This window comes from Luteibacter rhizovicinus (genome assembly GCF_004342265.1).
Taxonomy (GTDB): domain Bacteria; phylum Pseudomonadota; class Gammaproteobacteria; order Xanthomonadales; family Rhodanobacteraceae; genus Luteibacter; species Luteibacter rhizovicinus_B.
In genome coordinates, this window is the sequence record NZ_SMCS01000005.1 from 49,103 (window position 1) to 75,104 (window position 26,002).

Consider the following 26,002-nt stretch of genomic DNA (forward strand, 5'->3'; position numbering starts at 1 on the left):
AGTAAGGAGAGCCCGATGGCAACAAAACGAGTCCTCACGGCAGCCTTCGAAGTCGGCGAGTCGATGGCGGATACGACCTTGGCGCGACGCAAGAAGCTGGCGGCCAGCCGCGCCAAGGTCATTGCAAGGCACCATGCGAGCGCGGGAGTTGAACGATCCGCGACGGTAGCCGGGGGCCAGAGCGTCGGCGTCATCGTCGCGGAAGGCGATTCGTGGTTCGACTATCCGTTGCATGACGTGTTGAGCGATCTGGAAGATTCGTACGGATACGATGTCGAGTCGGTAGCGCGACGCGGCGATCGTGTCGAAGACATGGCGTATTCCGACGGTCAGCTGGACGATTTCACGCGGCGGATTCAGAAGGTAGTCGCACGTGGCGACGTGCCTAAGGCGATTCTGTTATCCGGTGGCGGCAACGATATCGCCGGCGACGAGTTCGCCATGCTCCTGAATCATGCTGCGTCGAGCATCAGAGGACTGAACGAGTCGGTGGTCAGCGGCATTATCGACCAGCGCCTGTTCAACGCTTACGCCACTATTCTGGCGTCGGTGTCGAAGGTCTGCCGCGAACTTACGGGACAGGTGATTCCGATTCTCGTCCACGGTTACGGTTATGCCGTCCCCGATGGACGAGGATTTCTCGGCGGCTTCTGGCTCTTACCGGGACCGTGGCTCGAGCCGGGCTTTCGTCAGAAGGGTTACGCGAAAATGAGCGAGCGGCAGCCACTCGTCAACGAGTTGATCGACCGGTTCAATACGATGTTGATCCAGCTCACGAAGGACACGTCTTTCGGCCATGTGGAACACGTGGATCTGCGAACTACGCTTAGCGATACCGACTACAAGGATATGTGGGCCAACGAACTCCATCCGACGAAGAAGGGATTCGCCGCCGTCACCGCGAAGTTCGTGGAAAAGTTACCGTAGCGGCATGCCCTGGTGTGGATAGCTTGGAGGTCTTATGACGTGCCAATGCTTCATTGTTCCTCGCGACATTCTCGAACGTCTTTCGAAAGACAGAAGCCTGTCTGTCGTCGAACGGCGGACTTTCTCCAGTACGGCTGAGTTCGAGCCCCATTGGCGCAAAGTGCGTTCTCTTCTGTGCACCGCGAATGCGTTGGCGGCCCGCTCGCTGTCGGCCAACGCGACCGTCGCCGCCACGCCATCGGTCACGGTCTTCGATTGTGCGAATGGAACCAGCCTGCCGGGTGCGCCGGTACTCAGCCCCGGTTCTTCCGCCGATGCAAGCGCGAAGCGCGCTTTCGTGCAGACCACGGCGGTGGCCGATTTCTACAAGAGTGTTTTCGGGCGCAATTCGGTGGATGGCCTCGGGATGACCTTGCAATCGTCCGTCCATTTTGGCGTGAAGTACGCCAATGCGTTCTGGAATGGCACGCAGATGGTCTATGGCGACGGCGACGGCAATATTTTTCTCGACTTTACGAAAAGCAACGACGTTATTTGTCACGAGCTGACTCACGGCGTGACGCAATTCAGTTCCCATTTGTCCTATACGGACGAGGCGGGCGGGCTGAACGAAAGCGTGTCCGATGTGTTCGGCTCGATGTTCCGTCAGTGGAGCGGCACGCAAACCGTGGGACGTGCCGACTGGCTGATTGGCAAGGCAGTCATGGGCCCCGGCGCCATAGCCAAAGGAATTACTTGTCTTCGCGATATGTCGGACCCCGGCGCCAAACACTGTCTCTCGCCGCAGCCCGCTCACTACTCGGCATACAAGCCTGGCATGGACCCGCACTACAGCAGCGGTATCCCGAACTTCGCCTTTTACAAGGCGGCCATGGCTATAGGCGGAAAGAGCTGGGAGAAAGCCGGTCGTATCTGGTACCAGGTGTTAACCGCGTACGCGCCAAGTCCACGGATGAAGATGAAAGTTTTCGCCAACAGGACCCGGGAGCAGGCCAAGAAGCTTTTCCCGGCCGACGTGACGGTCTATAACGCGGTAGACAAGGCCTGGTTGGATGTCGGGCTCTAGCGGATGAAAATCTGATGACCGTGCTGAAAGTCGAACGCGTCGGAGGCCTGGCGGGCTTCGGGACACCTGGTTCGCGGATCGTGAGCCGGGGACAGATCGGGCTGAACGATCTGGCGGCCCACGATCAAAAAGCGATCGAGGCGCTGTTCGATGCCTATAAAGGGCCACAGTCGAAGGGCGATGACTCGCCAGTTCGCGACACCTTCAGGTATCGCATTTCGCGCACGCTGGTCGGTAGGGAAGAAGTTATCGATGTGCCCGAATGCGACGTTCCCGCTTCATTAGTGCAGTGTGTCAAGGACGAACTGATCTGAGAATGCCTTCGTCGATGTGCCAAGCTATGGGGCGACGAAGGAGTCATTATGGAAACGCAATACATCGTTCAGGGGTTCGAAACGGGAAAGCGCGGCAAGGTCGTGGCGATGCCCGCCGTGGCTTACAAGACAGCCGAAGAGGCATGCCGCCGCGCCGAGCGCCTGGCCGAGACCTGCCTTGGCGTCATCGCCTTCGAGCAATCGGCGGACCCGGAAGCCGGGGAATGGGGCGATCCGGTCGTTTTGCTGTCGATAGGCGACGTGCCGGAGCTTTGAGTTCGACATCGCCCCGCTAAAACCCATCAGGCCATCCGTGACGGAGTCCGGAACCACGTGTTTTGGCAGACGCTGTGATTTTTCCCGCGGCCGTGCGAATCATGGAGTGACAGTGGGAATCGCGATGGCCGACCGGAATCTTCAACAACGCTTTGAGCAGCAGCTGCGCGAACACCAGAAGATCGTGTTCAAGGTTGCTGGCATTTACGCGCATAACGCGGCGGATCGCGATGATCTGGCTCAAGAGATCGGCGCGCAGCTATGGCGCTCGTTTTCCAGCTACGACGAACGCCGCGCGAAGTTCAGTACGTGGATGTACCGCATTGCGCTGAACGTCGGCATCTCTCATGTACGACGGGAGCAAGGACACGTTGGGCGTTTCGAGCCGCTGGACGAACATCACCTGGACACCATCGACGGCGGTGAGCCGATCGCCGAACACGACGAGCGGCTCACCGCGCTATACGCCTTCATCGGCAAGCTCGATCCGCTCAATCGCGCGTTGATCTTGCTGTACCTGGAAGACCGAAGCTACACCGAAATCGCAGACATCCTCGGCATCAGCGAGACGAATGTAGCGACCAAGATCAGCCGCATCAAACAGAATCTGCGCGGGCAGATGACCACCGCAGCGGGAGCGTGAGCATGGAACTCGATGACATGAAACTCGCCTGGCAGGCGCTTGACCGCCGGCTCGATCGACAGCACGCACTGAACCTGCGGATCTTTCGCGGCGAACGGCTGGACAAGGTACAGCGCGGTCTGCGGCCGCTACGTTGGGGGCTGGTTCTCCAGATTGTCTTCGGCGCCTGCATGATGTTGTTGTTCGCGCCATTCTGGGTCACGCATCGCAACAGTTTTCACCTGATGCTGTGTGGCCTTCTGCTGCATGCCTATGGATTGATGTACGTGCTTTCCGCCGCGCGCAACTTCTATCTGCTGGGCCGCATCGACTACGCCGCGCCGGTGATCGATATTCAGAAGCGTCTGGCGGACCTGCGCGCATGGCGGCTGAAGGAAGCGCTGCTGATGGGCATCACCGGGTGCCTCGTCTGGATTCCCTTCGTGCTGGTGCTGTTCAAGGGGCTGGGTGCCGATCTGTGGCTGAACGCGCCGTCGGTGGTGTGGTGGATGATCGCCAGCAGCATGGTCCCGCTCGTCGCGCTGTATGGCCTCGTGTGGTGGTCGCGCCGGCCGGGACATGAGCGCTTCAAGCGCGCGCTCGGCAACAGCGGCGTAGGCAGCAGCATCAACAAGGTGCAGGGCATGCTCGACGATATCGCCCGCTTCGAGCAGGAATAAGTCCACAGCCGGCTGACCGCTATATTTGAAGCGGGACCGTCACTTGGGTTCGGGCAACGTATAACTGAGATCGTAGAAATGTTTTCCGCCGGTAATGGTGATCTTCATCGATCCGCTAAGACCCGCCAGACCCTCCGTGCCGGAATCCGGAACTACCACGACGGTCCACTCTTTCGGCGCCCCGTTTTCCATCAGCGAACGATGCACGAGGATGAAACTTCCCTTGTGCCCCTTCAGCGTGCCGGTGACCTTCTCCAGCGCGACATAAGCGCCGGATTGCCCGCCGCCCGCGGCAAGCATTTCTCCCTGGCCGATGCCTTCCAGTTCGCCGTGGAATTGTTTATCAAGCGACAGCCGCCCGAGTCCCGATGCTTTCGCCGGCGCGTTGTCGGCCGTTTGCGGTGCAACCTTTACTTCGAACGTGCCGGTGGCGTGCATGGGAGATGTCTCCGTCTTGGATTGAGCGATCCCCGTCGCGGGAACCGTGACTATGAGGGCAATCAGGAGCAGGGCTTTGACGTTCATGAGGACCTTGGGCGCAGCAGCGAGGTCTGTTGCGTTATACGCCGGGACCGGGCGATTTACACGGGGCAGGATGGCGCCGGAACCGGCCCGAGAACCGGCAGCGGGTCCACCAGCGTGAAGGCGCCCGATTCCGTCGCATAGCTGCGCAGCAGCGGCGCATGCCCCGCGCCGTAAACGACGAAGGCGCGATCGTTCGGCGATAACTTCAGGCGGCGAACTCGGCGAGCGACGCCGGGGAGTTGATCTCGCTCATCCAGGCGGCGACAGGCAGGCATCGTTTGCGTGCCGCTTCTGCATTCGCCGCCGCCTGACCTTTCGCTATCAACGCCTTCAGTTCGTCGCCACGCCCGTGTGCGTCGGCCCAGGCTGAAAAGTCGTAGCTCTTCTCGTCGCCCGGCGCGTTCTCGTTCCAGTCGACCGCGTCGACCTTCGGCAAGCCGAGCTTGGCCGCAAGCCTCAAGCCGATCTGGTCGACTTCGAATGCGCAACCCTAGGGGCGACACGTGCCATAAGATGTAGCTATCGACTTCCACGGGCTCATCCATGCACGCGCTTATTTTCGACAGGTTCGGTACCGCCGACGTACTTAGATGGGACGCCGTGGCCGATCCGGTGCCCGGCCCGGGACAGGTTCTGGTCCGCATGGAAGCCGTCGGTCTCAATTTCGCCGACGTTTATCGGCGTAACGGCATGTACCACCTCGCGGGTCCGGCTCCCTGGATATTGGGTTATGAAGGGGCTGGCGTTGTCGCGTCGAGCGGTGGGCCTTATCCCATCGGAACCCGGATAGGGTTTGCCGATATGCCGTTCGCGAACGCCGAACTCGTTGCCGTGGATGCCGACAAGCTCATTCCGCTTCCCGACGATATCTCGTGCGAGACGGCCGCTGCCGTGCTTCTTCAGGGGCTAACCGCGCAATACCTGGTGACCGACAGTTTTCATCCGAGGCCGGGGCAGGTCGCGCTGGTTCACGCCGCGGCAGGTGGCGTCGGATTGCTGCTGGTTCAGATGCTCGTGGCCAAGGGCGTTCGTGTGATCGGCATCGCGTCTTCCGAGACCAAGCGCGACGCTGCCCGCCATGCGGGCGCGGCGGTTGCGGTCGGTTACGAAGGGCTCGTGGATCGCGTCAGCGAAGCGACCCATGGCGCCGGTGTCGACGTGACTTACGATTCGGTCGGCCGGACGCTGGGGGAAAGCCTCGCGGCGACCCGTACGGGCGGTACCGTCGTTTTCTACGGTATGGCGGCCGGCGACCCCGATCCGGTGGATCCACGCCTTCTGATGGACCGTTCGCTCACGCTTACCGGCGGCGACCTGTGGAACGTGCTGACCGACGCACAGGTGCGCCGTTCGCGTGCGGACGAACTCTTTGCGCAGATCCGAAGCGGTGTGGTCGTGCCGACGATTGCCGCCAGGTTTCCGCTCAGCGAAGGAGCGAAGGGGCACGTGTTCATCGAAAGCCGGTCCGCGATCGGCAAGGTCGTTATGTTCGTGCGCTGATCCGCATGCGTTGGAAGAATCCCGTACGCCGAACAAGGAGACGCTGCGGGACGGGAGGGGCGCTTACCCTGCGGGAACCTTCGCAGCTTCTGCAGCGTTCTCGCCGATAGCGTTCTCGATACCGCCCTCGGCCTGATGCGCTTGGCTACCACCCGGCTGCAGCACGTGATGCCCCAGCGCATGCATGTCCAACTGGTCGACGGGAATCGGCTTGTAGTTCGGCCCGAAGGCGACTTCGCCCAGTTTCCAGCCGGCGGGCGTGCGCACGGCACCCCAGAAGCGCTTGAACGCGGACCAGTGCAGTCCGATCAGGCCGTACTCGTTGTCGATGTCGACCATGGGGTCGCCGACGCCGGTCTGGCGCGGCGGTTCGCCGTATAGCGAGGTGCGGAAGAGCACATCCCACACGGAGAAGACCTGGCCGAAGTTGCAGTTATGCAGGTTCGGCCGGGTGGGATCGACGAGCATGTGATGCAGCCGATGGAATTTCGGGGCGACGAAGATGCGGTCGAACACGGGGCCGAATCCGATGCGCACGTTGGCATGCGAGAAGTTCTGCACCAGTTCGCCAAGCAGCATCAGCCAGGCGAACTCGCTTGGCGCCACGCCGATAAGCAGGCCGACCACGGCCAGTACCATCGACTGCAGGAACCCATCCACCAGACTGCCGCGGTCGTTCGTCCAGCAACTCATCTGGCGCTGGCTGTGATGCATGCTGTGCAGCGCCCACCACCAGGGCAGCGCGTGTTGCAGCCGGTGCATCCAGTAATAGACCAGGTCGTAGATGACGTAATAGACCAGGAACAGTACGAGCGGATGGTCGTTCAGCGCGGGCACCCAGCGGGTGATGCTCAGCAGCGAGTCGTCACCGCCGCCGCTGTCGCCACCGCCGAAATAATTGTTGAACGGCGTCAGCACCAGATAGGTGAACATCGGGAAGATGCCGAGCAGCATCAGCAAGGTGTACTGGTAGTCGACACGGGTGAGGCGGCGATCGGTCCATTTTTCCGCAGGGATCAGCGTCTCCAGCGGACGGAAGACGAACGCGATGATGGATACCTGGAGTACCGAGATCAGTACGGCCTCGGAGATCTCGTTCGGGTCGCCGGCCAGGCCGTTCAGGTGCAGCAGCGTCAACAGCGGGATCACGCCATGGCTGCTTAGCCAGCCGATCATGTGGGACCACAACTCGAACATCTCAGGCACCGTTATCAGTTCGTATCGCGCCAGGGCGGGGGGATCGGGCCATGGGGCAGGTCGTGGCGCGATGGGCGGCCAGAACCGGGGGGGATCAGGATACCGCTGGCATGGCAGGCGGGCCACTGGCGCGCCGATCGGAGGCAACGTTGAGCCCGGCGCCTTTCCTGTACCTTTCTCGCAATAAAATGCCGATGCCGCTCTGTCCTGTAGGAGCCCGCTTGCGGGCGAAAGCCAACAGGGCGAGGAAGACGGATGCTCACATCCGCGAGCCCGATGGTCTGGCTGCGGATGCAAACCACATCTTCGCCGCTCCGTTGGCCTTCGCCCGCAAGCGGGCTCCTACAGGAGGTGCGACTGGCGGCTAGAGTGTTTTCGACATGAATACGCTATACGGATCTTCCACATAATCCGCGAACGGACCGCAGGGTTCGAATCCGTAACTGGCGTACAGACGATGGGCCGGGACGAACGCTTCGGCGGAGCCTGTTTCCAGACTCAGTCGTCGATAGTTGCGACGCGCGGCTTCGTCGAGAATATGTTGCATGAGAAATGCAGCGACGCCCTTGCGAAGATGTCGCGGTGCGGTGCGCATCGACTTGATTTCCGCATGGATGGGGTCGAGCTCCTTGACGGCGCCGCAGCCCATCAGCTCGTCGTCCTGCCATACCGACCAGAAGGAGATCCCGGGCTTGCGCAGGGCGCCGAGGTCCAGCGCGTGAATACTCTCGGGCGGCGAATGCAGCGACATGCTTTCCACGTGCGCGCTCAGCAACTCGGCAATAGCGTCGCCGGTCAGATCGTCGAGACGGATTTCCATGGAGCGCTCAGCGTCCTCGTCCCGAGAAATGCCCGGTCCCGCCGCCCACCGAAATGCTCACGCCGCCGGTCGGGTGATCGCAGTCGCCGAAACGCTGGCTGAGATTGACCGTGCCGGCCTGGTAGCTGCCACTGCCACCGCGGCTGGAACTGACGACGCCCGTACTGACGCTGCCGTGGACCTGAGGTTTGTTATAGGTGGCGTCGTCGCAGCGAGGGGTGCCGTCGGCGTACTCGTCGTCGGTCTGGATTCGGGTGCTGTGGTCGCCGTAATAAGTGCCGGGAGCGTCCTTTGCGGGCGCCGGGGCTGTACTGGCCGGCGGGGGAAAGTCGGTAGGTGGCAGCTTCAGGTTCAGCGGTTTGCCGGCGTTCTGCGCCCAGGCGCCGGTCGCGATCAGGCTGAGGGCAAGGGTGGCGAGGAAGTGCGAGGATTTCATGTTCGGCTCCGGGGACAGGTGCAACAACGCGCCGGGCGCGCCCATGTGCACACACTTGGACGGTAACACGGGCCCGGGAGTTCCCGGGGCGATGTGGGCGGGCTAAAGTTTCGCGCGATCCGGCCGATAGCGTGGCGAGAACACCGGGAGGGCATCTCATGCACCGCCAGCGGATTCGCCATATCAACCTCGACGCCCTTCTGGCCGAAATGAGGGCTCAGGGTATCGAAGGCCTGGAGGAACAGGCGCTGCGCATCGGCGGCGTCGATGCCGCCGCACTAGCCCGTATGAAGGCGAAACGGCCGATAGACTGCCTGGTAGCGCGGCGTATCGAATGGGCCCTGGGCAAACCGACGGGCTGGATGGACGTGGAACACGACCCGCTGGAAGTGCCGGGGTAGTTAGGATGCCGTGACGTCTCGCCAGGCATAAGACGAGTTCGACGGCGTGCGTTTCGTGCTCCGCATATGCTTCGCCGAACGTCGCCACCCCTATGGAAGGAATCGCCCATGCTCGATCATCTTGGCATCGATGTCGACGCGTTCTATCGGGCGGCCATGGCCGCTGGCGGAACGGACAACGGGCCGCCGGGTCTGCGCTCGCATTACCACGAGCATTATTACGGTGCGTTCGTGCTGGATCCGGACGGCCACAACGTCGAAGCCGTCTGTCATATGCCGGCCTGAACGAACGAAGGCCCGGATGGTGTCCGGGCCTTCGCCAGCATTATCGGATGCGTCGTTATGCCGCCGAACGCACATCGTTCCTGAAGATCAGCGTCTGGTGGGCGCCGACGCCGGCCATCGCGCCATCGCCGACAGCCATGGCCACCGAGCCCATGGCACGTGCCGCATCGCCACAGGCGAATATGCCGGGCACGCTGGTTTCCCTGGTCGGGTCGGCTTTGATGAAATCGCCGAGAGGGCCGGATTCGAATTCACAGCCCAGCTGCTGCGCAAGACGGCCGGCGACTTCCGTGCGCGGAATGGCGAACAGGCCGGCGACGCGGACACGGCGTCCATCGGCCAGGTTCAGGTCGACGCCTTCCGGATGTTCTTCCAGCGAAAGCACGGCGGTTTCGTCGATCGCCGTTCCGCGTCGCGACAGCGCCGCGCGTTCCTCTTCATCCGGTTCGAATGCGCCATTCGTATAAAACGTCGTGGGGCCCCAGTCCGGAAGCATCATGGCGTGGTGCATCGAAAGGGCGCTGCTGGCGAGTACGCCGATGGGTCCCTCGCCAAGTTCGTAACCGTGGCAATACGGGCAATGAAACACGCGACGGCCCCATAACTCCCTGAGGCCGGGCACATCGGGAAGATGATCGACGACGCCGGTGGCAAGGATGATACGGCGCGCCCGGATCGTGCTGCCCGATGCGAGAGTCACTTCGAAATCCGGCCCGACGGATCGGGCGTTCGTTACCCGGTCGTCGTGCCATGTCACGGTGGGATAAGCGAGCAGTTCCGCGCGACCTCGCGCCGCGATGACGGCGGGTGGCTGGCCGTCCTGACCGAGGAATCCGTGCGAGGTCGCCGCGTAGCGGTTGCGTCGTTCGCCGCCGTCGATCACGACAACGTCGCGGCGCGCGCGGCCCAGCTGCAGCCCCGCGGCAAGTCCGGAGTAGCTGCCTCCGACGATGACGACATCATGTGGCATGGCGGTTTTCCTTTTGGCACATCGCATAGCGTTGATGAAAGGTGGCGGAGAGCCCGGCGAGCGTGACTTCTTCCAGACGGCCGAGCAGGATCGCTCGCGCCGCATCGAAGGTGTCCTTCATGGCGTCGTTCACAGCGGCTTCGACGAGGCAATGCGGATTCTCGGCGCGATGTCCGAGTGCGAAGACGGGAGGACTGCCGAGGGCCTCGTACACGTCGCGAAGCGTGACCGAAGCAAGGTCACGCGCGATCGTCCATCCGCCGCCGTGCCCCTTGCTGGAATGGACCAGTCCCTGCCTGCGCAGGCCCGCCATGGTGCGGCGAACGACGGCAGGATTGCTGCGCATGGACTGGGCCAGGGCGTCGGAGGTGACGGGTCCGTCGTGCTCTGCCATGTGGAGAAGGACATGCAGAACGTCGGAAAGTCGGGTGTCTTTTTTCATGTAACTTACAATGATACGAATTGTCCGGTGGGTCAAGACAACTGCCAGAGGGCAGTGCATCGGTACCTCTCCGGTCGGTTATTCTCATCGGCACTGGAAGGACCGGACAGAGGGCGGTCGGACAATGCTGGTAGGAATCGATCTGGGTACCACTCATTCGTTGGTAAGCGTCTGGACGGACGATGGTCCGCGGCTGATTCCCAACGCGCAGGGCAAATTCCTCACGCCTTCGGTCGTGGGCGTCGACGATGCCGGTATCGTGCTCGTGGGGGCGCAGGCGCAGGGACGTCTGGTGTCGCATCCGCAGTCCACCGTGGCGGCGTTCAAGCGCTATATGGGTACCGACCGCGTCACGCAGCTGGGCGATCATCGCTTTCGCAGCGAAGAGCTTTCGGCGCTGGTCCTGAAGTCGTTGCTGGCGGATGTTCGTGCCGAACTCGGTGTGGATGCGACGGAGGCCGTGATCAGCGTGCCCGCGTATTTCAGCGATGCCCAGCGCAAGGCCACGCGCAATGCCGGCGCGCTTGCCGGTATCCGGGTCGACCGGTTGGTCAACGAACCCACGGCGGCGGCACTGGCCTACGGGCTGGAACAGCGGGGCAACGAGTCGCGCTTTCTGGTACTCGATCTGGGCGGCGGCACCTTCGACGTGTCGATCCTCGAGATATTCGATGGCGTGATGGAAGTCCACGCGACGGCTGGCGACAATTATCTGGGCGGCGAAGACTTCGTCGATGTGCTGATGCACGAGTTCTGCGCCAACCATGCACTGGATGCCGGCACGCTCGACGATGCCGACCGCGCGCGTCTTCGCGACGGGATGGAACGGATCAAGCGCCGGTTGTCGCAGGGGCCGGTGACCGACGCATCCGTCGAGCTGGCTCGCGCCACGTATTCTTTCAGCATCGACGAGTCGACGTTCGAGCAACGCGCGGGTTCGCTGATGGCGCGCATGCGCGCACCCATCGAGAGGGCGCTTCGCGACGCGAAACTCTCCAGCGGCGATCTCGACGATATCCTGCTGGTCGGCGGCGCGTCGCGCATGCCGATGGTCAGCCGCCTCATCACGCGCATGTTCGGCCGTCTGCCGCTCCGGCACATCCATCCCGACGAAGCCATTGCCCGCGGTACGGCGGTCATGGCGGGCTTGCTGTCGCGTGCCGAGGCGCTCAGCGAAGTGGTGATGACCGATGTCTGTCCTTACACGCTGGGTATCGAGATCACGCGACGGGGGGAGGGCGGCCATCATCAGGACGGCATGTTCGCGCCGGTCATCGAGCGCAATACCGTCGTACCTACCAGTCGCGTCGAAACATTTCATCCGGTTACCGACTATCAGGCGACGCTGAAACTGCGCGTATTTCAGGGCGAGGCGCCGCGTGTGGTCAATAATGTGCTGCTCGGCGAGATCGAAGTGCCGTTGCCGCGCGCTCGCGCGCAGGACACGCCCGTCGATGTGCGTTTTACCTATGACGTCAGCGGCATCATCCAGGTGGAGGCGCTCGTGCAATCCACGCAGGAGCGCCATCAGCTGGTGATCCTGCACAATCCGGGCATTCTCGACGACGCCGAGGTCGCGCGGCGGCTGGTGCTGCTCTCGCACCTGAAGATCCATCCGCGCGAGGACCAGGTAAACGTGACGCTGATCGAGCGCGCCGAGCGACTCTACGAAGAGCGCACGGGCGAGGTACGCCGCATGCTGACCGAATGGTTGCAGGGTTTTCGCGGCGTGCTGGAAACGCAGGACCCGTTACGTATCCGTTCGGCGCAGAAAAGAATGGACGAGCTCCTGTCCAGCGTCGAAGCGGATTCGCCGGTGTGACCGGTTCGTGGTGGGACGTTCTCGGTATCGCGCCAACCGCCGACATGCGCGAGATCAAACGCGCCTACGGTACGCGGCTGAAGCAATGCCGTCCCGAGGACGATCCGCAGGGTTTCGCGCGTTTGCGCGAAGCCTACGAAGGCCTGATCGCACACTTCGGAACAACGCATAGCCGGTCCACACGTGCTATGCCCGTTCGCGAACTCGCGGCATCCACCCCGGAATACGCATCCAGTGAAAACGCAGAGGCAATAGCATTGCCCGTGCGCGCGTCGCCGTACGACGTCGCGGGTCTGCTGATGGCAGAGGCGCGCAAGGAGCATGTTTCGTGGCCATCGTTCGAGATGTGGCTGCGTGCGCGCGACGATCTTCTACCGCTGGACTTCAAGGCGGCGGTGTCCCGCGTACTGGTTCGTCGCCTGACGGAGGAAGATATTCCGGCACGTCAGGCAATCGAGATTTTTGCCGGTTTCTTCGACTGGGACGACTACGCCTCGCAGCGAAGATTCGCGATCGAAGGCATCGACTTGCATGGGCTGGAGACCCGGCTGGCGACGCGGAACCTGGGCGAGTGGCTGGAAAACGAGCGCGACGACGAGACCGTACGACGCCTTGTCATGCTGCGCAGGCATACGAACGGCTGGCGTGCGCGATGGCTGGTGAAATCGAAGCGCTATCGCGACGATGGCATGGCGGCTCTGGCACGCGCTATCGGGCACTACGGTTATACGGCGGTCGGAAACGTGGTGGGGTCCGACACCCTCGCGTTCTGGGAGCGCGTTAGCGCAACCCGGCCGAACTGGTTGCAGGTGTGGATGCTGGCGCCGGTTATCTCCACGGCGATCGCGCTTGCGGCCCTGTTCGCAAGCGCGCGTGTGTTCGCGCCCGATCCGCTGGGCGGTGCGCCGATCATTTTCATCATGGCGATACCGGCCATCTTGCTGCTTGCGTTCGCCGTGAACATCGGCGGCCGTCTGTGGCATCAGCAGGGAGCCGCGTGGTTCGACCGGCAACGCATGGCGGTGGCGGCCCGGCTGGGCGTGACGCCGCGTCATCGACCGATCCTGATCGCGATTACCCTGTTCGCCATCTCATGGGCGGGCTGGTACTGGCCAGGCGGTTTCGTGTCGTGGCCGTACTACCTTCTTATTTGCATTCTGCTGGCACCTGCGGCGAGCGATCGCATACGGCTTCTGGGCTGTATGGTTCTGGGGATTCTCGCGCTTGGCGCTATGAACAGTTCGACACATAGCGGCAAACCGGCGGCGGCCATTGTGTTGGGCGTCCTGTGGACCGGTCGTTATCTGCATGGCTTTACGCGTCGATGGCGAGCGACATCGAAGTTGAGCGAAACCGCGGTCATACTCATTCTCGGGACCGTCGTCGTTTTCGCGATGATCGCGATCGTCCGATAGTTATCGCGCGACCCGCATCGGCTTGGGCGATATCCACTGTCCGCTCAGGAGTTCGGGTCTGGGCAGCCCGCGGTCCGCCGGTCCACACATTCCCGGCGTGTCCTGAAAGGCGGCTCGCATCTGTGCGCGCCCAGCTATTGCCGTCGTTATCGTCCGGCCGCGCTGATCCGATCCAGCTTGGCCGGCTCCCCGCGTCCATCGGGTTGCTCGGACAGTGAGCTGTCGACGGAAACGATCTCGCCCGTCAGATGGATCGTGTCCGAGGCCTGGACCTGTGCGTGCACCATGGTGAAACCGCCGAACGCTATCGCGATGGCGAGGGCAGTGATGCACAGACGTTGGGCGTTGAGCGGGGATATGGTCATGGTTCGTCTCGCCTTTGGGGTGGAGACGCCAGTATTCGCGGACGTATGAAGTGCCGAACAGCGACCAAGTACCTGTTTCGGTGCCGTAACTCTACGGTGTCGTACCTGGCGCAGGGACAGGCGCGCGCATGCTGTCGGTGATATCCATCCAGCAGATCAGCAGGAATCCACCCGTCATGGCCAGCGATTCGTAGAGCGCATTCGCCGTCGTGCCGGGCATGGCGTGTGCCCAGCCCTCGTGTGTCAACAGGCTGGTCGCGACAGTGAACGCCGCAAGCATCAGGGCACCCGCCCAGCGTCCGCGACCGGCGAGGATCATGGCGGATGCTCCGAGTTCGATTGCAACGACGAGGGCGGCAAAAAGGTTCGGTGGTGTCAGGCCGAGATGTCGCATCTGGGCCACCGCGGCGTCGAAGTCGGTCAGCATGGCGACGGCATCGTGGAGATAGGCGGCACACAGGAAAAACATGGCTGCCCAGCGAAGTGCTTTGAGTGCGCGCACGCGCATGGGGACATAGCGACGAATGACGACCGTGCCGCTCACTCCGGACGGCCCGCCACGCTATCGGTCGCGGGGCCGGGCCGCGGCGAGGGAAGAGACCCGGGGAGCGAGCAGGCATTCATACCCAAAGGCTAGGCAGCCGCCGGGAAAATGTCTTGTCGGTTTACCGTGCGTTTGGACATTTCCCGCGCGTTACCCGGGAGCGGAGTTTTACGGATTGATTACTCGAAACGGGCCGCTGACGGGCAGCTTGTTTACACCCCATGCGTCTACATTGACTCCACTCCAAAGAGGCGTGCGTCGATGTCGATCATGGTGATAACGGAAACAGCGGGTAGCGATGCCGATGCGCTCGCGCTGGTCACACGGGCAAGAGCGGCGGGGCAGACGCTGGTCTGGCGCGTGTGCGACAGCGTCCGTGCCGTGACCGAATGCGTGCGTTCCTCTCGCGGGGAAGGCGCGGAGCTGGTCTTACTGGACATGGATGTCCCCGAGGACGGCGATGCGGCCGGCGCGTCGCTGACCGATGCGCTCGGCGAGCTACCCGTGCCCTTTATCGAAATACACGACCGCGACGGCGAGGGGAGTCATCCCGCGATGGTGACCGTCGTGGTTCCCGGCGATCGGGAGGCGGGGGTGGACATGGCTTTGTCGATCGCGCTGCGTTATCTGGCCGGTCACGAGCGGATGGCGGCATGAGCACGGTTTCGCATGGTGTCGATATGTTGGTTCTCGAGCGCCGCGGGGTGGTGACATTGGGTCAGCGCCGAGCGTTCGCACTCGTGCCCGCGCCCGGAGTCGGCATGGTGGATCTCGCCCAAGGGGCGGCACTGGCCAGCATCGGCGATACGTCGCCGGAGGGTTGTCTGCTGGCGGGACTGGCACACCCGGTAGCCGGCGGTGCCGTACGCACGCTGGCACATACGCCGCAACGGCATCTGAGTGGCGCCGATGTCGAAGGCCATCCTTACCGGAAGGGCGATCGCACCGCCGTGGAAAGTTGGCTCGATGCGTCGTGCAGTCATCTGCCGGCGTGGTTCGACGAACGTATCGACGAGTATGCCGCCAGCGGCGACGAAAGCTGGATCGTCGTCGATGCCGACCGGCCGCTTGGGATTGTCCGCTGGCGCGACGAATTGCGGCCGGGTGTGCGCGGTTGTTGCGAAGCGTTGCGTCGCGAGGGTATCGCCACGGTTCTTATGTACGACGGCGATGTGACGATGGGTGCATCGCTTGCCGTGCATGCAGGCATCGATCACGTGCTTGCAACCGACGATCCTGTGCTTCATGGCGAGGGCGTGGCGGTTTGCGCGCGAACCCGGCCGGTGCTTGGCGGCGGCCTCTATCTTGGCGACGATCTGGCGAAGGCGACCGCGACGATCATGCGTTCGCGTCGTCCTTATGGGCGGTGGCTTCCACGCTTGCTGCGGCATTTGTAACCGCGCCAACTGTTGCAGCACGGCAAGCTAGGGCTTGCCCACCTCGCGCGTGTTCTGCTCCATGACCTTCATCGCATCCTCGCTTTTGCGCTGCGTTTCGCGATCTTCCGGATGACGAACGACGGGTGGCGGTGGCGCGGCGGGGATGACCGGAGGTGGCGCGACCGGTTGCTGCACCACGGGGGGGACGAGCGGTTGCGCGGGTTCGGGCGTGGCGACCGGTGGCGCCGCGGCCTCGACGGGACGCTTCGGCGGATTCATGACGCGCCACGCGAAGATGCCTAGCATCAGGATGATGATCGCGGCGAGCAGGATCGGACCCAGCCGCGACGTTTCCGACGCCGTGCGGCGTTTCGTCCTGTGGGCTTTCGCACCTTTGCCGCTCGCGCGTACCGGATCGGTTTCGGGAATGACCGCGCCGAGATGTTCCGGAAGCTTGAGCATGACGCGGAGGATTTCGCCATCCACGAGGCGCAAGCGCGGCTGGCGCGATGCCGCCTTGCGCGCGTCGGGCGTGAATTTTCCGCGCGTGATCAGTACGGCGCTGTTGGCCGCTTCGTTGAGCATGGTGCCGAGCAGCAACTGGACGTCGCTCGCGGAGACTTCCTTGGCGTCCCAGTGACGGCACTGCGCGATCACGAACTCGGAGCCGCGACGCAGGCGGAGGTCGACGCTGCCTTCCAGGGATTTCAGCGAACCGGCCGTGCCGAAGTGTTCGACGCGGTATCCCTGGTCGCGATAGTGCTCGGCGAGCAGGTGCTCGAAGTCGTGCCAGGAAAGACGAGAGAGCGCATCCATGTCGCGCTTGTTCGCATTGTTCGGGCCGACCATCAATGGATTCCGTTCGTGTGTGGTCGCCATGATAGCTAAAACGTGAGCTACGTCACATAAAGGCCCCGGTGTAAGACACTTCCGCCGCCCCGTTGCTATGCAGCATGGCAGCCGGTAGATTCGCGGGTTCGAACGGGGTTTGGGGGAATGCAATGAAACGTCTCATGGCCATCGCGGCCGTTGCGGTGCTGTCCGGCTGCGGCGGAGCGAACGACCGGGTGCCTGTGCGCCTGGACAATGTGATCGCAGCGGGTCCGAGTTCGCCGTGGTTGACGGTCGAACCGGCCACGAACATCGTGCCGGTCAGCGGACTGGACCACAGCGTGAAGATCGAACCGACGCCGGAACTGACGGCCGGGGTGGAAGCCCAGCTGCGCAAGGCGTTGCAGCCGAAGTATTACACCGACCTGATCGTGGGCTGCCGCGGCGTGCAGGCAAGCGTGTCGGTGGATAAGGAAGCTACACCGGCCACGGCCACGATGGACCTTCAGGCGACCTGCCGCGTGACATCGCGCGGCGTGGTGGTGTTGAAGTCTTATAGGGTGCGCCAGGCGGTACCCGTGAAGACGACCGCCACCGATCTGGATTATCAGGCGACGATTCCGCGCCTGCTGGAGCTGACGTCCGAGGATGTGGCCAACCAGATCTGGGCCACCGCGACGACCGCCGATCCGTCGGCACATAAGTAAGTAAGCGGTAAAGAGGGCCCGCTTTTCAGGCTTCGACCGGCGAGAACGCGGCCCTGAGGTCTTCCTGGCAGCGCAGCAGTTGTTCCTGGGAAATACGCTGCTGGGGCACCGCCAGCAAGGTGGTGTCGGCATCGACGACGCCTTGTTCGATCAGGACGTCCAGCATGGCCAGCCGGCTGGATGCGAGCAACGAACGTCCGAGTGGCGTCTGCGCGCCCGCGTCGGCTGGATCGGCTCGCTCGGCCAGTGCCTGCACCACGCGCGACGGAAAGACCCAGTGCCGCGCGGCGTGCAGCGAAAGGCGCTCGATCTGTTGCGCCACGGCGGCGACGAAGGGGCGCGAGGCGGGCTGGCCGCCAAGGTCGGCATAGGTTTCGAGGGCCATGATCGCGGCCTGCGCACCGGTGTGGCTGACCAGCCCCGCCAGATATGCTTCGAACGGGTCGCACGTGCCCTTGCCGAGGTAGATGCACGCATGCGCGCAGCGCTCGGCGTGCTGCCAGAGCAGTTCGCCGGTGAGATTGCCCGAATGCCTCGTTTCGAAATGCAGGATGGGGCGCATGACCAGTTGCATGACGACGCGACGCAGGCCGTCCTGGCCGATGAGCACGATTGCCTGGGGCAGGCTGGATACAGGGCGTGTGGTGCGGAAATACGCGGTGTTCGCCACGCGGATGATTTCACCCACGAGGACGGTGTCGCGCGCGATCTGCTCGGCCAGCCGTTTGCTGTCCGCGTCGTCGTTGCGCAGCGAGCGGAGCAACTGGGGTACCACGGACGGCAGGCGCGGCAGTTGCGCCACGTCGAAACGGTCGCCGCCGAAGGCTTCGCGCATGCGTTTCAATGCAGCCTGTTCGGCGCCCGATAGTGTCGGTTCGCGAGCTTCGTCGATGCCGAGGATGAGCCGGTAGAAGCGGTGCTCGATCTCGTCGGGCGCCATCGCATTGGCCGCGGGTTTGTCGATCTCGGGGATCGCTACGTGGGTTTCGCGCAGGGCATAGCCTGCCTCGGGGGCGCGACGAGCATTCCGGCGGCCGCCAAAAATCCGTTTGAAGAACTTGCCGATCACGCTGTCGTTTGTCCCCGGGGTTGCCCGTTTAGCTGTGTCGCAAGTGTAAGCCATGCGCGTATGCGCGATGCGAAGCTAAAGTACGCAACATGATGTCTGCGTCCTCTCCCGATCTTTCCGCCGCCAGCCGCGTGCACCTTCCCGAAGGCACATGGCCTACGGTGCTCGATTTTCTGGTCGACCGTTTCCCTTCGGTGGGAAGGGATGCGTGGGCAGAGCGGATGCGCGAAGGGCGCGTTCTCGGTGCGGACGGCCTCCCGATCGCCGTGGGCGATCCTTTCCGCGCGGGAGCTGTCGTGCGCTATTTTCGCGATGTGGGCGCCGAAGCGGTCATTCCTTTCGCGGAGCGGATCGTGCACGTCGACGAGCATCTGGTCGTGGTCGACAAGCCTCACTTCCTGCCCGTGATGCCGGCCGGCCGGTTCGTGGAGGAGACCTTGTCGCGGCGTGTGGTGCGTGCATTGGGCAACCCGGACCTTGTGGCTTTGCATCGTCTGGATCGCGGTACGGCCGGTCTGGTGCTTTTTTCGGCTTGTCCATCCACACGGGACGCGTATCAGCGCCTGTTCCGCGAACGGCGGATCGACAAAACCTACGAAGCACTGGCGGCCCCGTTGCCTGACCTGACATTCCCGCTGACGCGCGCCACGCGGATCGAACGCGGAGAACCATTCTTCCGGATGCGTGAGGTCGACGGCGAACCGAACGCGTGGACGCGCATCGACACGATCGATCGTCGCGGCGATCGCTGGCGCTATGCATTGCAGCCGGTGACCGGACGCAAGCATCAGCTGCGTGTGCACATGATGGGGCTCGGGGCGCCGCTGATCGGCGACGCGCTTTACCCCGACCCCATGACCGAAGATCCCACCGATTTTTCGAATCCCCTGCGCCTGTTGGCGAGCGAGCTGCGCTTCGTCGACCCGCTGGACGGTCGCGAACGGGTGTTCCGGAGCGACCGTATCCTCGACGACTGAGGTAAACGGGCGCAGACTATGCGCCTCCCCGCCGCGTCTTTCCGGATGAGCCCCGCTCCAGGTTTCCGCACCATTGCCCTGATCATCGCCAGCGCGATGTTCATGGAGCAGCTCGACGGCACCATTCTGGCGACGGCATTGCCCAGCATGGCGACCTCGTTCGACGTCTCGCCGTTGCATATGAGCGTGGCGCTTACCTCGTACATGCTGAGTCTCGCGGTGTTCATTCCCGCCAGCGGAGCGGTTGCCGACCGGTACGGCGCGCGCGATGTGTTTCGTACGGCCATTGTCCTGTTTACCCTCGGATCGATGCTGTGCGGTATCGCGCCCAATCTGCCGACGCTGGTCCTGGCGCGGCTGCTGCAAGGTATCGGCGGCGCGATGATGGTGCCTGTCGGGCGGCTGGTTTTGCTTCGTTCGGTACCCAAGCACGAGCTGGTTTCGGCGATGTCGTGGCTGTTGGTTCCCGCGCTGATCGGACCGGTGATCGGGCCGCCGCTGGGCGGTCTTATCGTCACGTGGCTTTCGTGGCGCTGGATCTTCTATATCAACCTGCCGATCGGCATCGTGGGTTTCATTCTCGCGACACGCTTCGTGCCGGATGTCCGCGCCGCGGAGCGAACGCCGTTCGACGGTCTGGGCTTCGTGCTGTCCGGTATCTCGCTGTCGTGCCTGGTCTTCGGGCTGGAGCTGGCCAGTCGCGGAGCGACCAGTCCGCTGGGTTCGACCGGCCTGGTCGCCGGTGGGTTGGCCGTGGGTGCGCTGTATATCTGGCATGCCCGGCGGACCCGGTATCCGTTGCTGGACCTGTCGCTGATGCGCTACCAGACCTTCCGGCTGTCGGTCGTCGGCGGGTCGCTTACCCGAATCACCGCCGGGTCGGTTCCCTTCCTGTTGCCGTTGATGATGCAGTTGGGCTTTGGCATGTCCGCCGCTCACAGCGGCATCGTGACCTTCGTGTCCGCGCTGGGTGCCATGGCGATGAAGGCGACGGCGGCTCCGCTGCTGCGACGGTTCGGCTTCCGCTCGGTGCTGGTGTGGAACGGCGTGCTGTCACTGGCGTTTATCGCCCTGTGCGCGGCGTTCCGGCCCGACTGGCCGTTGTGGATCATCTACGCCGTGCTTTTGATCGGCGGGTTCTTCCAGTCGCTGCAATTCACGGCGTACAACACCGTCGCCTATGCGGACGTACCCAGCGAGCGGTTCAGCAGCGCGACCAGTTTTTATACGACCTTCCAGCAGCTGATGCTGTCGCTGGGTATCTGTGTCGCGGCTGCCTCGCTGCATGCCTCGGTTACGTTCAGTGGGCATACGCAGGCGCAGATCGGCGACTTCAGCGTCGCCTTCCTCGTGGTGACGATCGTCTCGCTGTTCGCCGCGCCGATCTGCGCGTTGCTTCCGCGTAACGCCGGCGCCGAAATGAGCGGCCACCGCGCACGCTAGCTGCGCGCTCCTACAACGACTGCGAGGGGTAGGGCGTGGCGGGGGTCGGCCAGCTGCGGCGCAGGTCGGGCATGCCGGGAACGGTGGTCGGCAGCGGCAGCGGCAGTGGACCGGGCATCGTGGGTACCCCGTTGGTGGCGTCGCCCACGATGGCGATGATGCAGCCGCCGCTGTCCAGCGAGCTACCGAACGACAGGCGCCCCCAGGGCATTTGCATGACCAGATAGCGATTGGGGAGCATGGCTGGCGCGGCTGGCAGGTTCGTTTCGGACGATGTGCCATGGAAACTGGTGGCGGCGTCGGTCCGTCCGAAACACGGCTTCTGTTCGAGCTGGATGCTGGTGAACCGGACGATGGGGACGTCGCCGCCATCTTCGTTGCCACGGGCTTCGAAAGCGGTGACGCGATAGCCGTCCCGGGTGATGAAGGCGGCACTGCGTACGATCTGGGGCGGTGCGTCGTCCGTCGGCCGCAGGCCACCGGGAACCCGGCTGGAAAGCGTATCCATGGCGTTGGGCAAGGTGCCCATGGTGCCGTTGATAAGCTCCACCAGGGTTTTGTCGCTACGCGGCACGGTCGTCGCCGGCGCGGCAACGAGGCCGGGGCTCAGGAGGGCGGCCAGCAGGGCGGCCGTATGGCGTCGAGGTCGCATGGGGCCGTGATCGGGAAGGGCGCGGGCGCACAGTGTGCCTGAGCCGGACGCGTTATGTGCGCCTTGCATTGCGCGCGGTCGCCCGGATATCGGTTGTTCGTTCCCCACCATACCCTCGACACCCCTATGCGATCACTGCGTTTCGACAATGCATTTGTCCGCGAGTTGCCGGCCGACGACGAATTGGGCGGACGGCCGCGGCAGGTCGAGGGCGCCGCATATTCCTTCGTCTCTCCGACCCCGGTTGCCGCACCGCGGGTCATCGCGGTTTCGCGGGAGGTGCTGGCGCTTCTGGACATGCCCGCCGACGTGGCGCGAGACCCTGAATTCGCCAGGGTGTTCGCCGGCAATGAGTTACTTCCGGGGATGCAGTCCTACGCGGCGAACTATGGCGGCCATCAGTTCGGGCACTGGGCCGGGCAGCTCGGCGACGGCCGGGCCATCGGACTTGGCGAGGCTATCGGCCGGGGCGGCGTGAGCTACGAGCTACAGCTGAAAGGTGCCGGGCGCACGCCTTATTCGCGTGGGGCCGATGGCCGGGCGGTATTGCGCTCGTCGATTCGCGAATTCCTCTGTAGCGAGGCGATGCACCACCTGGGCGTGCCCACCACGCGCGCGCTGAGCCTGGTTGCCACGGGCGACAGCGTCATGCGGGACATGTTCTACGACGGGCATCCGGAGGCCGAGCCGGGCGCGATCGTCTGTCGCGTGGCGCCGTCGTTCCTTCGGTTCGGATCGTATGAACTGCCCTCGTCCCGGAACGATGTCCCGCTGCTGCGCCGGCTGGTCGACCATACGATTCGCCATGGTTTTCCTCATTACGGGATCGCGGAAACCTATGACGAGCGCATTGTCGGCGACTGGTTCGGGGAAGTGTGCGAGCGCACGGCGACGCTGATGGCGCACTGGATGCGCGTCGGTTTCGTCCATGGCGTGATGAATACCGACAACATGTCGATCCTGGGTCTCACCATCGACTACGGCCCCTATGGCTGGATCGATAACTTCGATATGGACTGGACGCCGAACACGACCGACCGCCAGCATCGCCGCTACCGTTTCGGCCAGCAGCCGCAGATTGCTTACTGGAACCTGCATCGGCTGGCTCAGGCGTTGTCGCCGTTGTTTTCGGGCGTCGAGGCGTTGCAGGAAGGGCTGGGCCGCTATGCCGCCAGGTTCGAGGCGGACGACTCCGCCTTTACGGCCGCCAAGCTCGGCCTGTCCGACTGGCGTGAAGGCGACGAAGCGCTGGCGCAATCGCTGCGCGAGGTGCTGACGGCGGGCGAGATGGATATGACGCTGTTTTTCCGGGCACTGGGCCGGTTCGATCCGCAGGCGCCGGACCCGGAGGTTTTTTCGCATGTGTTTTACGACGCGGGAAAGCGGGAAGCGACCGAAGCATCGTTCCGCGACTGGCTGGCGCGTTATTCGGTGCGTTTGCGTGAGGACGGCGCATCTGTCGAGCAGCGCGGGACGCTGATGAATGCGGCCAACCCTGTCTATGTGCTGCGCAATTACCTGGCTCAGCAGGCGATCGACCGTGCGACGGACGGGGACGACGGCGGGGTGCTGGAGTTGCTCGAACTGTTGCGGCGCCCGTATGACGAGCAGCCTGGGAAGGAGGCGTTCGCGGCGCGCCGCCCGGACTGGGCGCGCGAAAAGGCCGGTTGTTCGATGTTGTCGTGTAGCTCGTAATCGGGCTGGACTGGGGCCTCCGAAACCCTTGGTGCCAGCTAGCTCTCTGTAGCAAGGCTCTGCTGTGGGACGGCTCTCCAGTGAGGCCGGCTCTCTGTGGGAGCGCGCCTGCGCGCGAAAGCCAACGAAGCGGCGATGCTGTGGGTGGCATCCGCAGCCAGAAGATAGGGCTCGCGGATGAGAGTATCCGGCGTCCTCGCCCCGTTGGCTTTCGCGCGCAGGCGCGCTCCCACAGAGAGCCACCACAGGGAGCCATCCCACAGGGATCCGTTGCGGACATGCGACGGCCGGGGGAGGAGCCATGCGCTAGAATCGCCGGTCGTCCTCTTGCCCCAAGGCACCTCGTGGCCCCAGGCCTTCATTCCGACGTGGCGCTCGATGCGCTCTTCGTTCCCTTCGACACCGGCGACCTGCGTTTCCCGGCGGACGGCCGCGTGCTGTTCCTGCGCGCGCGCGATGGCTTCCGCGCGCGCGAACTGCGCCGCCCGGGCTGGGTGATGCAGCAGTCGTTCCGGCCGTTCGCCGACGCGCTGGAGCGTTCGGGCTTCGATGTGGTCGCCGATGCGCCCGACGAGGTGTTCCCGCTGGTGCTGGTGCTGCCCACGCGTCAGCGCGAGGAAACGCGCGCGCTGTTCGCCCGGGCGCTTCGGCAGGTCGCGCCGGGCGGGATCGTCGTCGCCAGCGTTCCGAACGCGGAAGGCGCACGCACAGCCGAAAGCGATCTGACCGCGCTTGCCGGAGGCGTCACGCAGATATCCAAGCACAAATGTCGCGTGTTCTGGACCCGGCCCGGCGCCATTGTCGACGACGCGCTGATGCAAGCCTGGCTGGCGTTGGACGAACCGGTTCGCATCGCCGGCGACCGTTTCGTCAGCCGGCGCGGCCTGTTTGCCTGGGACCGGATAGACGTGGCGTCCGCGCTGCTTGCCGAGGTGCTGCCGTCCGATCTTTCAGGGACCGTGGCCGACCTGGGCGCAGGCTTCGGCTATCTGTCGTGCGAAGTGCTGGATCGTTGCGCCGCCGTGACGGATATCGATCTCTACGAGGCGGAGGCGCGCGCGCTGCAACCCGCGCGCATGAATGTGGAAGCGGCCGTGGCGCGGCACGACAGGCCCGTTCGTTTCGACGTCCTCTGGCGCGATGTCACCGCCGGACTCGACCGGCGCTATCACGCCATCGTGTCCAATCCGCCGTTCCATCAGGGCAGGGCGGACCAGCCCGAACTCGGTCGCGCGTTTATCGAACGCGCCGCGGATGCGCTCGTGCACGGCGGCGTACTGTGGATGGTGGCCAACCGGCACCTGCCTTACGAGAGCACGCTCGCGGCGCGCTTCGTGCAGGTGCGTACGGTCATCGAACGCGATGGATTCAAAGTAATCGAAGCACGGGGTGTGCGATGAAACTGGTAAAACTTCTGGCCAATCTTGGCTATGGCAGCCGTAAGCAGGTGGCCGCGATGTTTCGCGAAGGCCTGGTCACGGATGTCGATGGCGAAGTGCTGTACGCCGACGACAAGGTCGAACACGATCGCATTCTGTTCGAGGGCGAGCCTCTCGATCCGCCGCAAGGCCTGATCGTACTGCTGAATAAGCCGCTTGGCGTTACCTGCTCGCGCAAGGATGTGGGCTGTCTGGTTTACGACTTGCTGCCACCACGCTTCGCGTTGCGCAATCCCGTGCTGTCGACGGTCGGGCGGTTGGACCGCGAAACGTCGGGACTGTTGCTGTTCACCGACGACGGTCCGTTGCTGCACCGGATCATTTCACCGAAATCGCGATTGGCCAAGGTGTATGAAGCGACGCTGGCCTCGGACCTGCGTGGCGACGAAGGCGATATCTTCGCCGCCGGCACGCTGATGCTCGAAGGCGAGAACGATCCGCTCGCGCCCGCGAAGCTCGACGTGCTGACACCGCGTAAAGCGAGGGTCTCGCTGACCGAAGGCCGTTATCACCAGGTGCGCCGGATGTTCGCCGCCGTGGGCAATCACGTCGAAGCGCTGGAACGTGTTTCGCTTGGCGGTCTTACGCTCGACGGTCTGCCATCGGGGCAGTGGCGCGCGCTCGACGCGGCGGATATCGCACGTATCTTTTCATCGGAGTCCCCATGAGCCAGGAACTGTCGGCCGTCACTTTTCTCGTTCGCGATTACGACGAGGCCATCGCTTATTTCACCGGTGCGCTCGGATTCGCGTTGCTCGAGGACACCGCGCTGTCGCCTTCGAAGCGCTGGGTCCGCGTGGCGCCGTCCGGTGCGAACGGCAGCTGCCTGCTGCTCGCGGTTGCCGACACGGACGATCAGCGCGCTGCCGTGGGCAGGCAGACCGGCGGGCGCGTGGGTTATTTCCTGCATACGACGGATTTCGAAGCCGACTACGCGCGGATGCGCGAGGCGGGTGTGCGTTTTATCGAAGAGCCGCGCCGGGAGAGTTATGCGACGGTGGTGGTGTTCGAGGATTTGTACGGGAATCGGTGGGATTTGTTGCAGCGGGCTTAAGAGCACTCGGCGTATAGCGAAAACCGATTGCCTCGCTGCGGATTCCGGCGCATGCCGGAATCCGCAGCGATAGTGTCTGGGCGTGCCGGCACGCCCCCGGCTGTGTTTCGTGGGTCCCGCACCGCGCGATAGACGCCCCCTACACCGAT

30 protein-coding genes and 2 pseudogenes are annotated in these 26,002 nt (G+C 63.7%); 20 read left to right on the forward strand and 12 right to left on the reverse strand.

Annotation, left to right across the window (positions count from 1 at the left end; translation table 11 throughout):
- The first annotated feature begins 15 nt into the window (after positions 1-15).
- The 6 genes from EC912_RS13135 to EC912_RS13160 all read left to right on the forward strand — a co-directional run bounded on the left by EC912_RS13135 (position 16) and on the right by EC912_RS13160 (position 3,885).
- Positions 16-927: an SGNH/GDSL hydrolase family protein gene (locus tag EC912_RS13135; RefSeq protein ID WP_132144792.1), complete on the forward strand. Its 912-nt coding sequence runs from the start codon at positions 16-18 to the stop codon at positions 925-927.
- A gap of 190 nt (positions 928-1,117) precedes the next feature.
- Positions 1,118-1,993, forward strand: coding sequence for a M4 family metallopeptidase (locus EC912_RS13140; protein WP_207906840.1), 876 nt, complete (start codon positions 1,118-1,120; stop codon positions 1,991-1,993).
- 14 nt (positions 1,994-2,007) lie between these two features.
- Positions 2,008-2,307 (forward strand): protealysin inhibitor emfourin, encoded by a 300-nt coding sequence (locus EC912_RS13145; RefSeq protein ID WP_132144796.1) that lies wholly within the window; start codon positions 2,008-2,010, stop codon positions 2,305-2,307.
- 48 nt (positions 2,308-2,355) lie between these two features.
- Positions 2,356-2,583: a hypothetical protein gene (locus EC912_RS13150; RefSeq protein ID WP_132144798.1), complete on the forward strand. Its 228-nt coding sequence runs from the start codon at positions 2,356-2,358 to the stop codon at positions 2,581-2,583.
- Between the two features lie 124 nt (positions 2,584-2,707).
- The gene (locus EC912_RS13155; protein WP_132145239.1) at positions 2,708-3,226 is read left to right on the forward strand and encodes an RNA polymerase sigma factor; all 519 of its coding nucleotides are present in this window, start codon (positions 2,708-2,710) and stop codon (positions 3,224-3,226) included.
- Between the two features lie 2 nt (positions 3,227-3,228).
- Positions 3,229-3,885, forward strand: a complete 657-nt coding sequence (locus tag EC912_RS13160) for a hypothetical protein (RefSeq protein ID WP_132144800.1) — start codon at positions 3,229-3,231, stop codon at positions 3,883-3,885.
- 39 nt (positions 3,886-3,924) lie between these two features.
- Here the strand turns inward: EC912_RS13160 and EC912_RS13165 are convergent, their stop codons facing one another.
- Entirely contained in the window at positions 3,925-4,323 is a 399-nt protein-coding gene (locus EC912_RS13165; RefSeq protein ID WP_132145241.1) for a DUF3224 domain-containing protein, read from the reverse strand.
- Positions 4,324-4,466: 143 nt separating this feature from the next.
- A pseudogene (locus EC912_RS19865) lies at positions 4,467-4,870 on the reverse strand (DUF5694 domain-containing protein).
- An 83-nt stretch (positions 4,871-4,953) separates the two neighbouring features.
- On the opposite strand from EC912_RS19865, the gene EC912_RS13175 reads away from it, so the two are divergent.
- Positions 4,954-5,910 (forward strand): quinone oxidoreductase family protein, encoded by a 957-nt coding sequence (locus EC912_RS13175; protein WP_132144804.1) that lies wholly within the window; start codon positions 4,954-4,956, stop codon positions 5,908-5,910.
- 63 nt (positions 5,911-5,973) lie between these two features.
- Here EC912_RS13175 and EC912_RS13180 read toward each other — a convergent pair whose 3' ends face one another.
- From EC912_RS13180 to EC912_RS13195, 3 genes are all read right to left on the reverse strand, one after another.
- Positions 5,974-7,107 carry a sterol desaturase family protein gene (locus EC912_RS13180; protein WP_207906841.1) on the reverse strand — a complete coding sequence of 378 codons (1,134 nt, stop codon included), beginning with the start codon at positions 7,105-7,107 and terminating at the stop codon, positions 5,974-5,976.
- Positions 7,108-7,471: 364 nt separating this feature from the next.
- Positions 7,472-7,927: a GNAT family N-acetyltransferase gene (locus tag EC912_RS13190; protein ID WP_132144810.1), complete on the reverse strand. Its 456-nt coding sequence runs from the start codon at positions 7,925-7,927 to the stop codon at positions 7,472-7,474.
- A 7-nt stretch (positions 7,928-7,934) separates the two neighbouring features.
- On the reverse strand, positions 7,935-8,363 hold the full coding sequence (locus tag EC912_RS13195) for a hypothetical protein (RefSeq protein WP_132144812.1): 429 nt from the start codon (positions 8,361-8,363) through the stop codon (positions 7,935-7,937).
- A 158-nt stretch (positions 8,364-8,521) separates the two neighbouring features.
- Between EC912_RS13195 and EC912_RS13200 the strand changes: the two genes are divergently transcribed.
- Together EC912_RS13200 and EC912_RS13205 are read left to right on the forward strand one after the other, a co-directional pair.
- Positions 8,522-8,764, forward strand: a complete 243-nt coding sequence (locus EC912_RS13200) for a hypothetical protein (protein ID WP_132144814.1) — start codon at positions 8,522-8,524, stop codon at positions 8,762-8,764.
- An 84-nt stretch (positions 8,765-8,848) separates the two neighbouring features.
- Positions 8,849-9,049, forward strand: a pseudogene (locus EC912_RS13205) (VOC family protein); the annotation flags it as partial.
- A gap of 55 nt (positions 9,050-9,104) precedes the next feature.
- On the opposite strand, the gene EC912_RS13210 reads toward EC912_RS13205, so the two are convergent.
- Together EC912_RS13210 and EC912_RS13215 are read right to left on the reverse strand one after the other, a co-directional pair.
- A complete protein-coding gene (locus EC912_RS13210) occupies positions 9,105-10,019 on the reverse strand; it encodes an NAD(P)/FAD-dependent oxidoreductase (protein WP_132144816.1) in 915 nt (304 codons plus the stop codon).
- Positions 10,009-10,461: an Rrf2 family transcriptional regulator gene (locus EC912_RS13215; RefSeq protein WP_132144818.1), complete on the reverse strand. Its 453-nt coding sequence runs from the start codon at positions 10,459-10,461 to the stop codon at positions 10,009-10,011. Before EC912_RS13215 ends, EC912_RS13210 begins: the two co-directional genes overlap by 11 nt.
- Positions 10,462-10,585: 124 nt before the next feature.
- Here EC912_RS13215 and EC912_RS13220 point away from each other — a divergent pair, with 124 nt between their 5' ends.
- Positions 10,586-12,283: a molecular chaperone HscC gene (locus EC912_RS13220; protein WP_132144820.1), complete on the forward strand. Its 1,698-nt coding sequence runs from the start codon at positions 10,586-10,588 to the stop codon at positions 12,281-12,283.
- A complete protein-coding gene (locus tag EC912_RS13225) occupies positions 12,280-13,698 on the forward strand; it encodes a J domain-containing protein (RefSeq protein ID WP_132144822.1) in 1,419 nt (472 codons plus the stop codon). The genes EC912_RS13220 and EC912_RS13225 overlap by 4 nt, the downstream gene beginning before the upstream one ends.
- Before the next feature lie 146 nt (positions 13,699-13,844).
- On the opposite strand, the gene EC912_RS13230 is transcribed toward EC912_RS13225, so the two are convergent.
- Positions 13,845-14,063 carry a hypothetical protein gene (locus EC912_RS13230; protein WP_132144824.1) on the reverse strand — a complete coding sequence of 73 codons (219 nt, stop codon included), beginning with the start codon at positions 14,061-14,063 and terminating at the stop codon, positions 13,845-13,847.
- 91 nt (positions 14,064-14,154) lie between these two features.
- The gene (locus EC912_RS13235) at positions 14,155-14,607 is read right to left on the reverse strand and encodes a DoxX family protein (RefSeq protein WP_207906842.1); all 453 of its coding nucleotides are present in this window, start codon (positions 14,605-14,607) and stop codon (positions 14,155-14,157) included.
- A 261-nt stretch (positions 14,608-14,868) separates the two neighbouring features.
- Between EC912_RS13235 and EC912_RS13240 the strand changes: the two genes are divergently transcribed.
- Complete coding sequence (locus tag EC912_RS13240) at positions 14,869-15,264, forward strand: hypothetical protein (protein WP_132144826.1); 396 nt, start codon at positions 14,869-14,871, stop codon at positions 15,262-15,264.
- Positions 15,261-16,004, forward strand: a complete 744-nt coding sequence (locus tag EC912_RS13245; protein ID WP_132144828.1) for an HAD family hydrolase — start codon at positions 15,261-15,263, stop codon at positions 16,002-16,004. The genes EC912_RS13240 and EC912_RS13245 overlap by 4 nt, the downstream gene beginning before the upstream one ends.
- 27 nt (positions 16,005-16,031) lie before the next feature.
- On the opposite strand, the gene EC912_RS13250 is transcribed toward EC912_RS13245, so the two are convergent.
- Entirely contained in the window at positions 16,032-16,865 is an 834-nt protein-coding gene (locus EC912_RS13250; RefSeq protein ID WP_132144830.1) for a restriction endonuclease, read from the reverse strand.
- A 122-nt stretch (positions 16,866-16,987) separates the two neighbouring features.
- Here EC912_RS13250 and EC912_RS13255 point away from each other — a divergent pair, with 122 nt between their 5' ends.
- Complete coding sequence (locus EC912_RS13255; RefSeq protein WP_132144832.1) at positions 16,988-17,524, forward strand: hypothetical protein; 537 nt, start codon at positions 16,988-16,990, stop codon at positions 17,522-17,524.
- A gap of 25 nt (positions 17,525-17,549) precedes the next feature.
- Here EC912_RS13255 and EC912_RS13260 read toward each other — a convergent pair whose 3' ends face one another.
- Positions 17,550-18,593 carry an HDOD domain-containing protein gene (locus tag EC912_RS13260; RefSeq protein ID WP_165973594.1) on the reverse strand — a complete coding sequence of 348 codons (1,044 nt, stop codon included), beginning with the start codon at positions 18,591-18,593 and terminating at the stop codon, positions 17,550-17,552.
- 92 nt (positions 18,594-18,685) lie between these two features.
- On the opposite strand from EC912_RS13260, the gene EC912_RS13265 reads away from it, so the two are divergent.
- Positions 18,686-19,570 (forward strand): pseudouridine synthase, encoded by an 885-nt coding sequence (locus EC912_RS13265; protein ID WP_132145245.1) that lies wholly within the window; start codon positions 18,686-18,688, stop codon positions 19,568-19,570.
- A 45-nt stretch (positions 19,571-19,615) separates the two neighbouring features.
- Positions 19,616-21,013 carry an MFS transporter gene (locus EC912_RS13270; protein ID WP_243649268.1) on the forward strand — a complete coding sequence of 466 codons (1,398 nt, stop codon included), beginning with the start codon at positions 19,616-19,618 and terminating at the stop codon, positions 21,011-21,013.
- 10 nt (positions 21,014-21,023) lie between these two features.
- Here EC912_RS13270 and EC912_RS13275 read toward each other — a convergent pair whose 3' ends face one another.
- Positions 21,024-21,665: a hypothetical protein gene (locus EC912_RS13275; RefSeq protein ID WP_132144838.1), complete on the reverse strand. Its 642-nt coding sequence runs from the start codon at positions 21,663-21,665 to the stop codon at positions 21,024-21,026.
- A 126-nt stretch (positions 21,666-21,791) separates the two neighbouring features.
- On the opposite strand from EC912_RS13275, the gene EC912_RS13280 reads away from it, so the two are divergent.
- The 4 genes from EC912_RS13280 (at position 21,792) to EC912_RS13295 (ending at position 25,853) form a co-directional block, all read left to right on the forward strand.
- Complete coding sequence (locus tag EC912_RS13280) at positions 21,792-23,360, forward strand: protein adenylyltransferase SelO (RefSeq protein ID WP_132144840.1); 1,569 nt, start codon at positions 21,792-21,794, stop codon at positions 23,358-23,360.
- Positions 23,361-23,704: 344 nt separating this feature from the next.
- Positions 23,705-24,760: a class I SAM-dependent methyltransferase gene (locus tag EC912_RS13285; protein WP_243649269.1), complete on the forward strand. Its 1,056-nt coding sequence runs from the start codon at positions 23,705-23,707 to the stop codon at positions 24,758-24,760.
- Complete coding sequence (locus EC912_RS13290) at positions 24,757-25,467, forward strand: pseudouridine synthase (protein WP_132144844.1); 711 nt, start codon at positions 24,757-24,759, stop codon at positions 25,465-25,467. Before EC912_RS13285 ends, EC912_RS13290 begins: the two co-directional genes overlap by 4 nt.
- Positions 25,464-25,853 (forward strand): VOC family protein, encoded by a 390-nt coding sequence (locus tag EC912_RS13295; protein WP_132144846.1) that lies wholly within the window; start codon positions 25,464-25,466, stop codon positions 25,851-25,853. Before EC912_RS13290 ends, EC912_RS13295 begins: the two co-directional genes overlap by 4 nt.
- Positions 25,854-26,002: the final 149 nt, after the last annotated feature.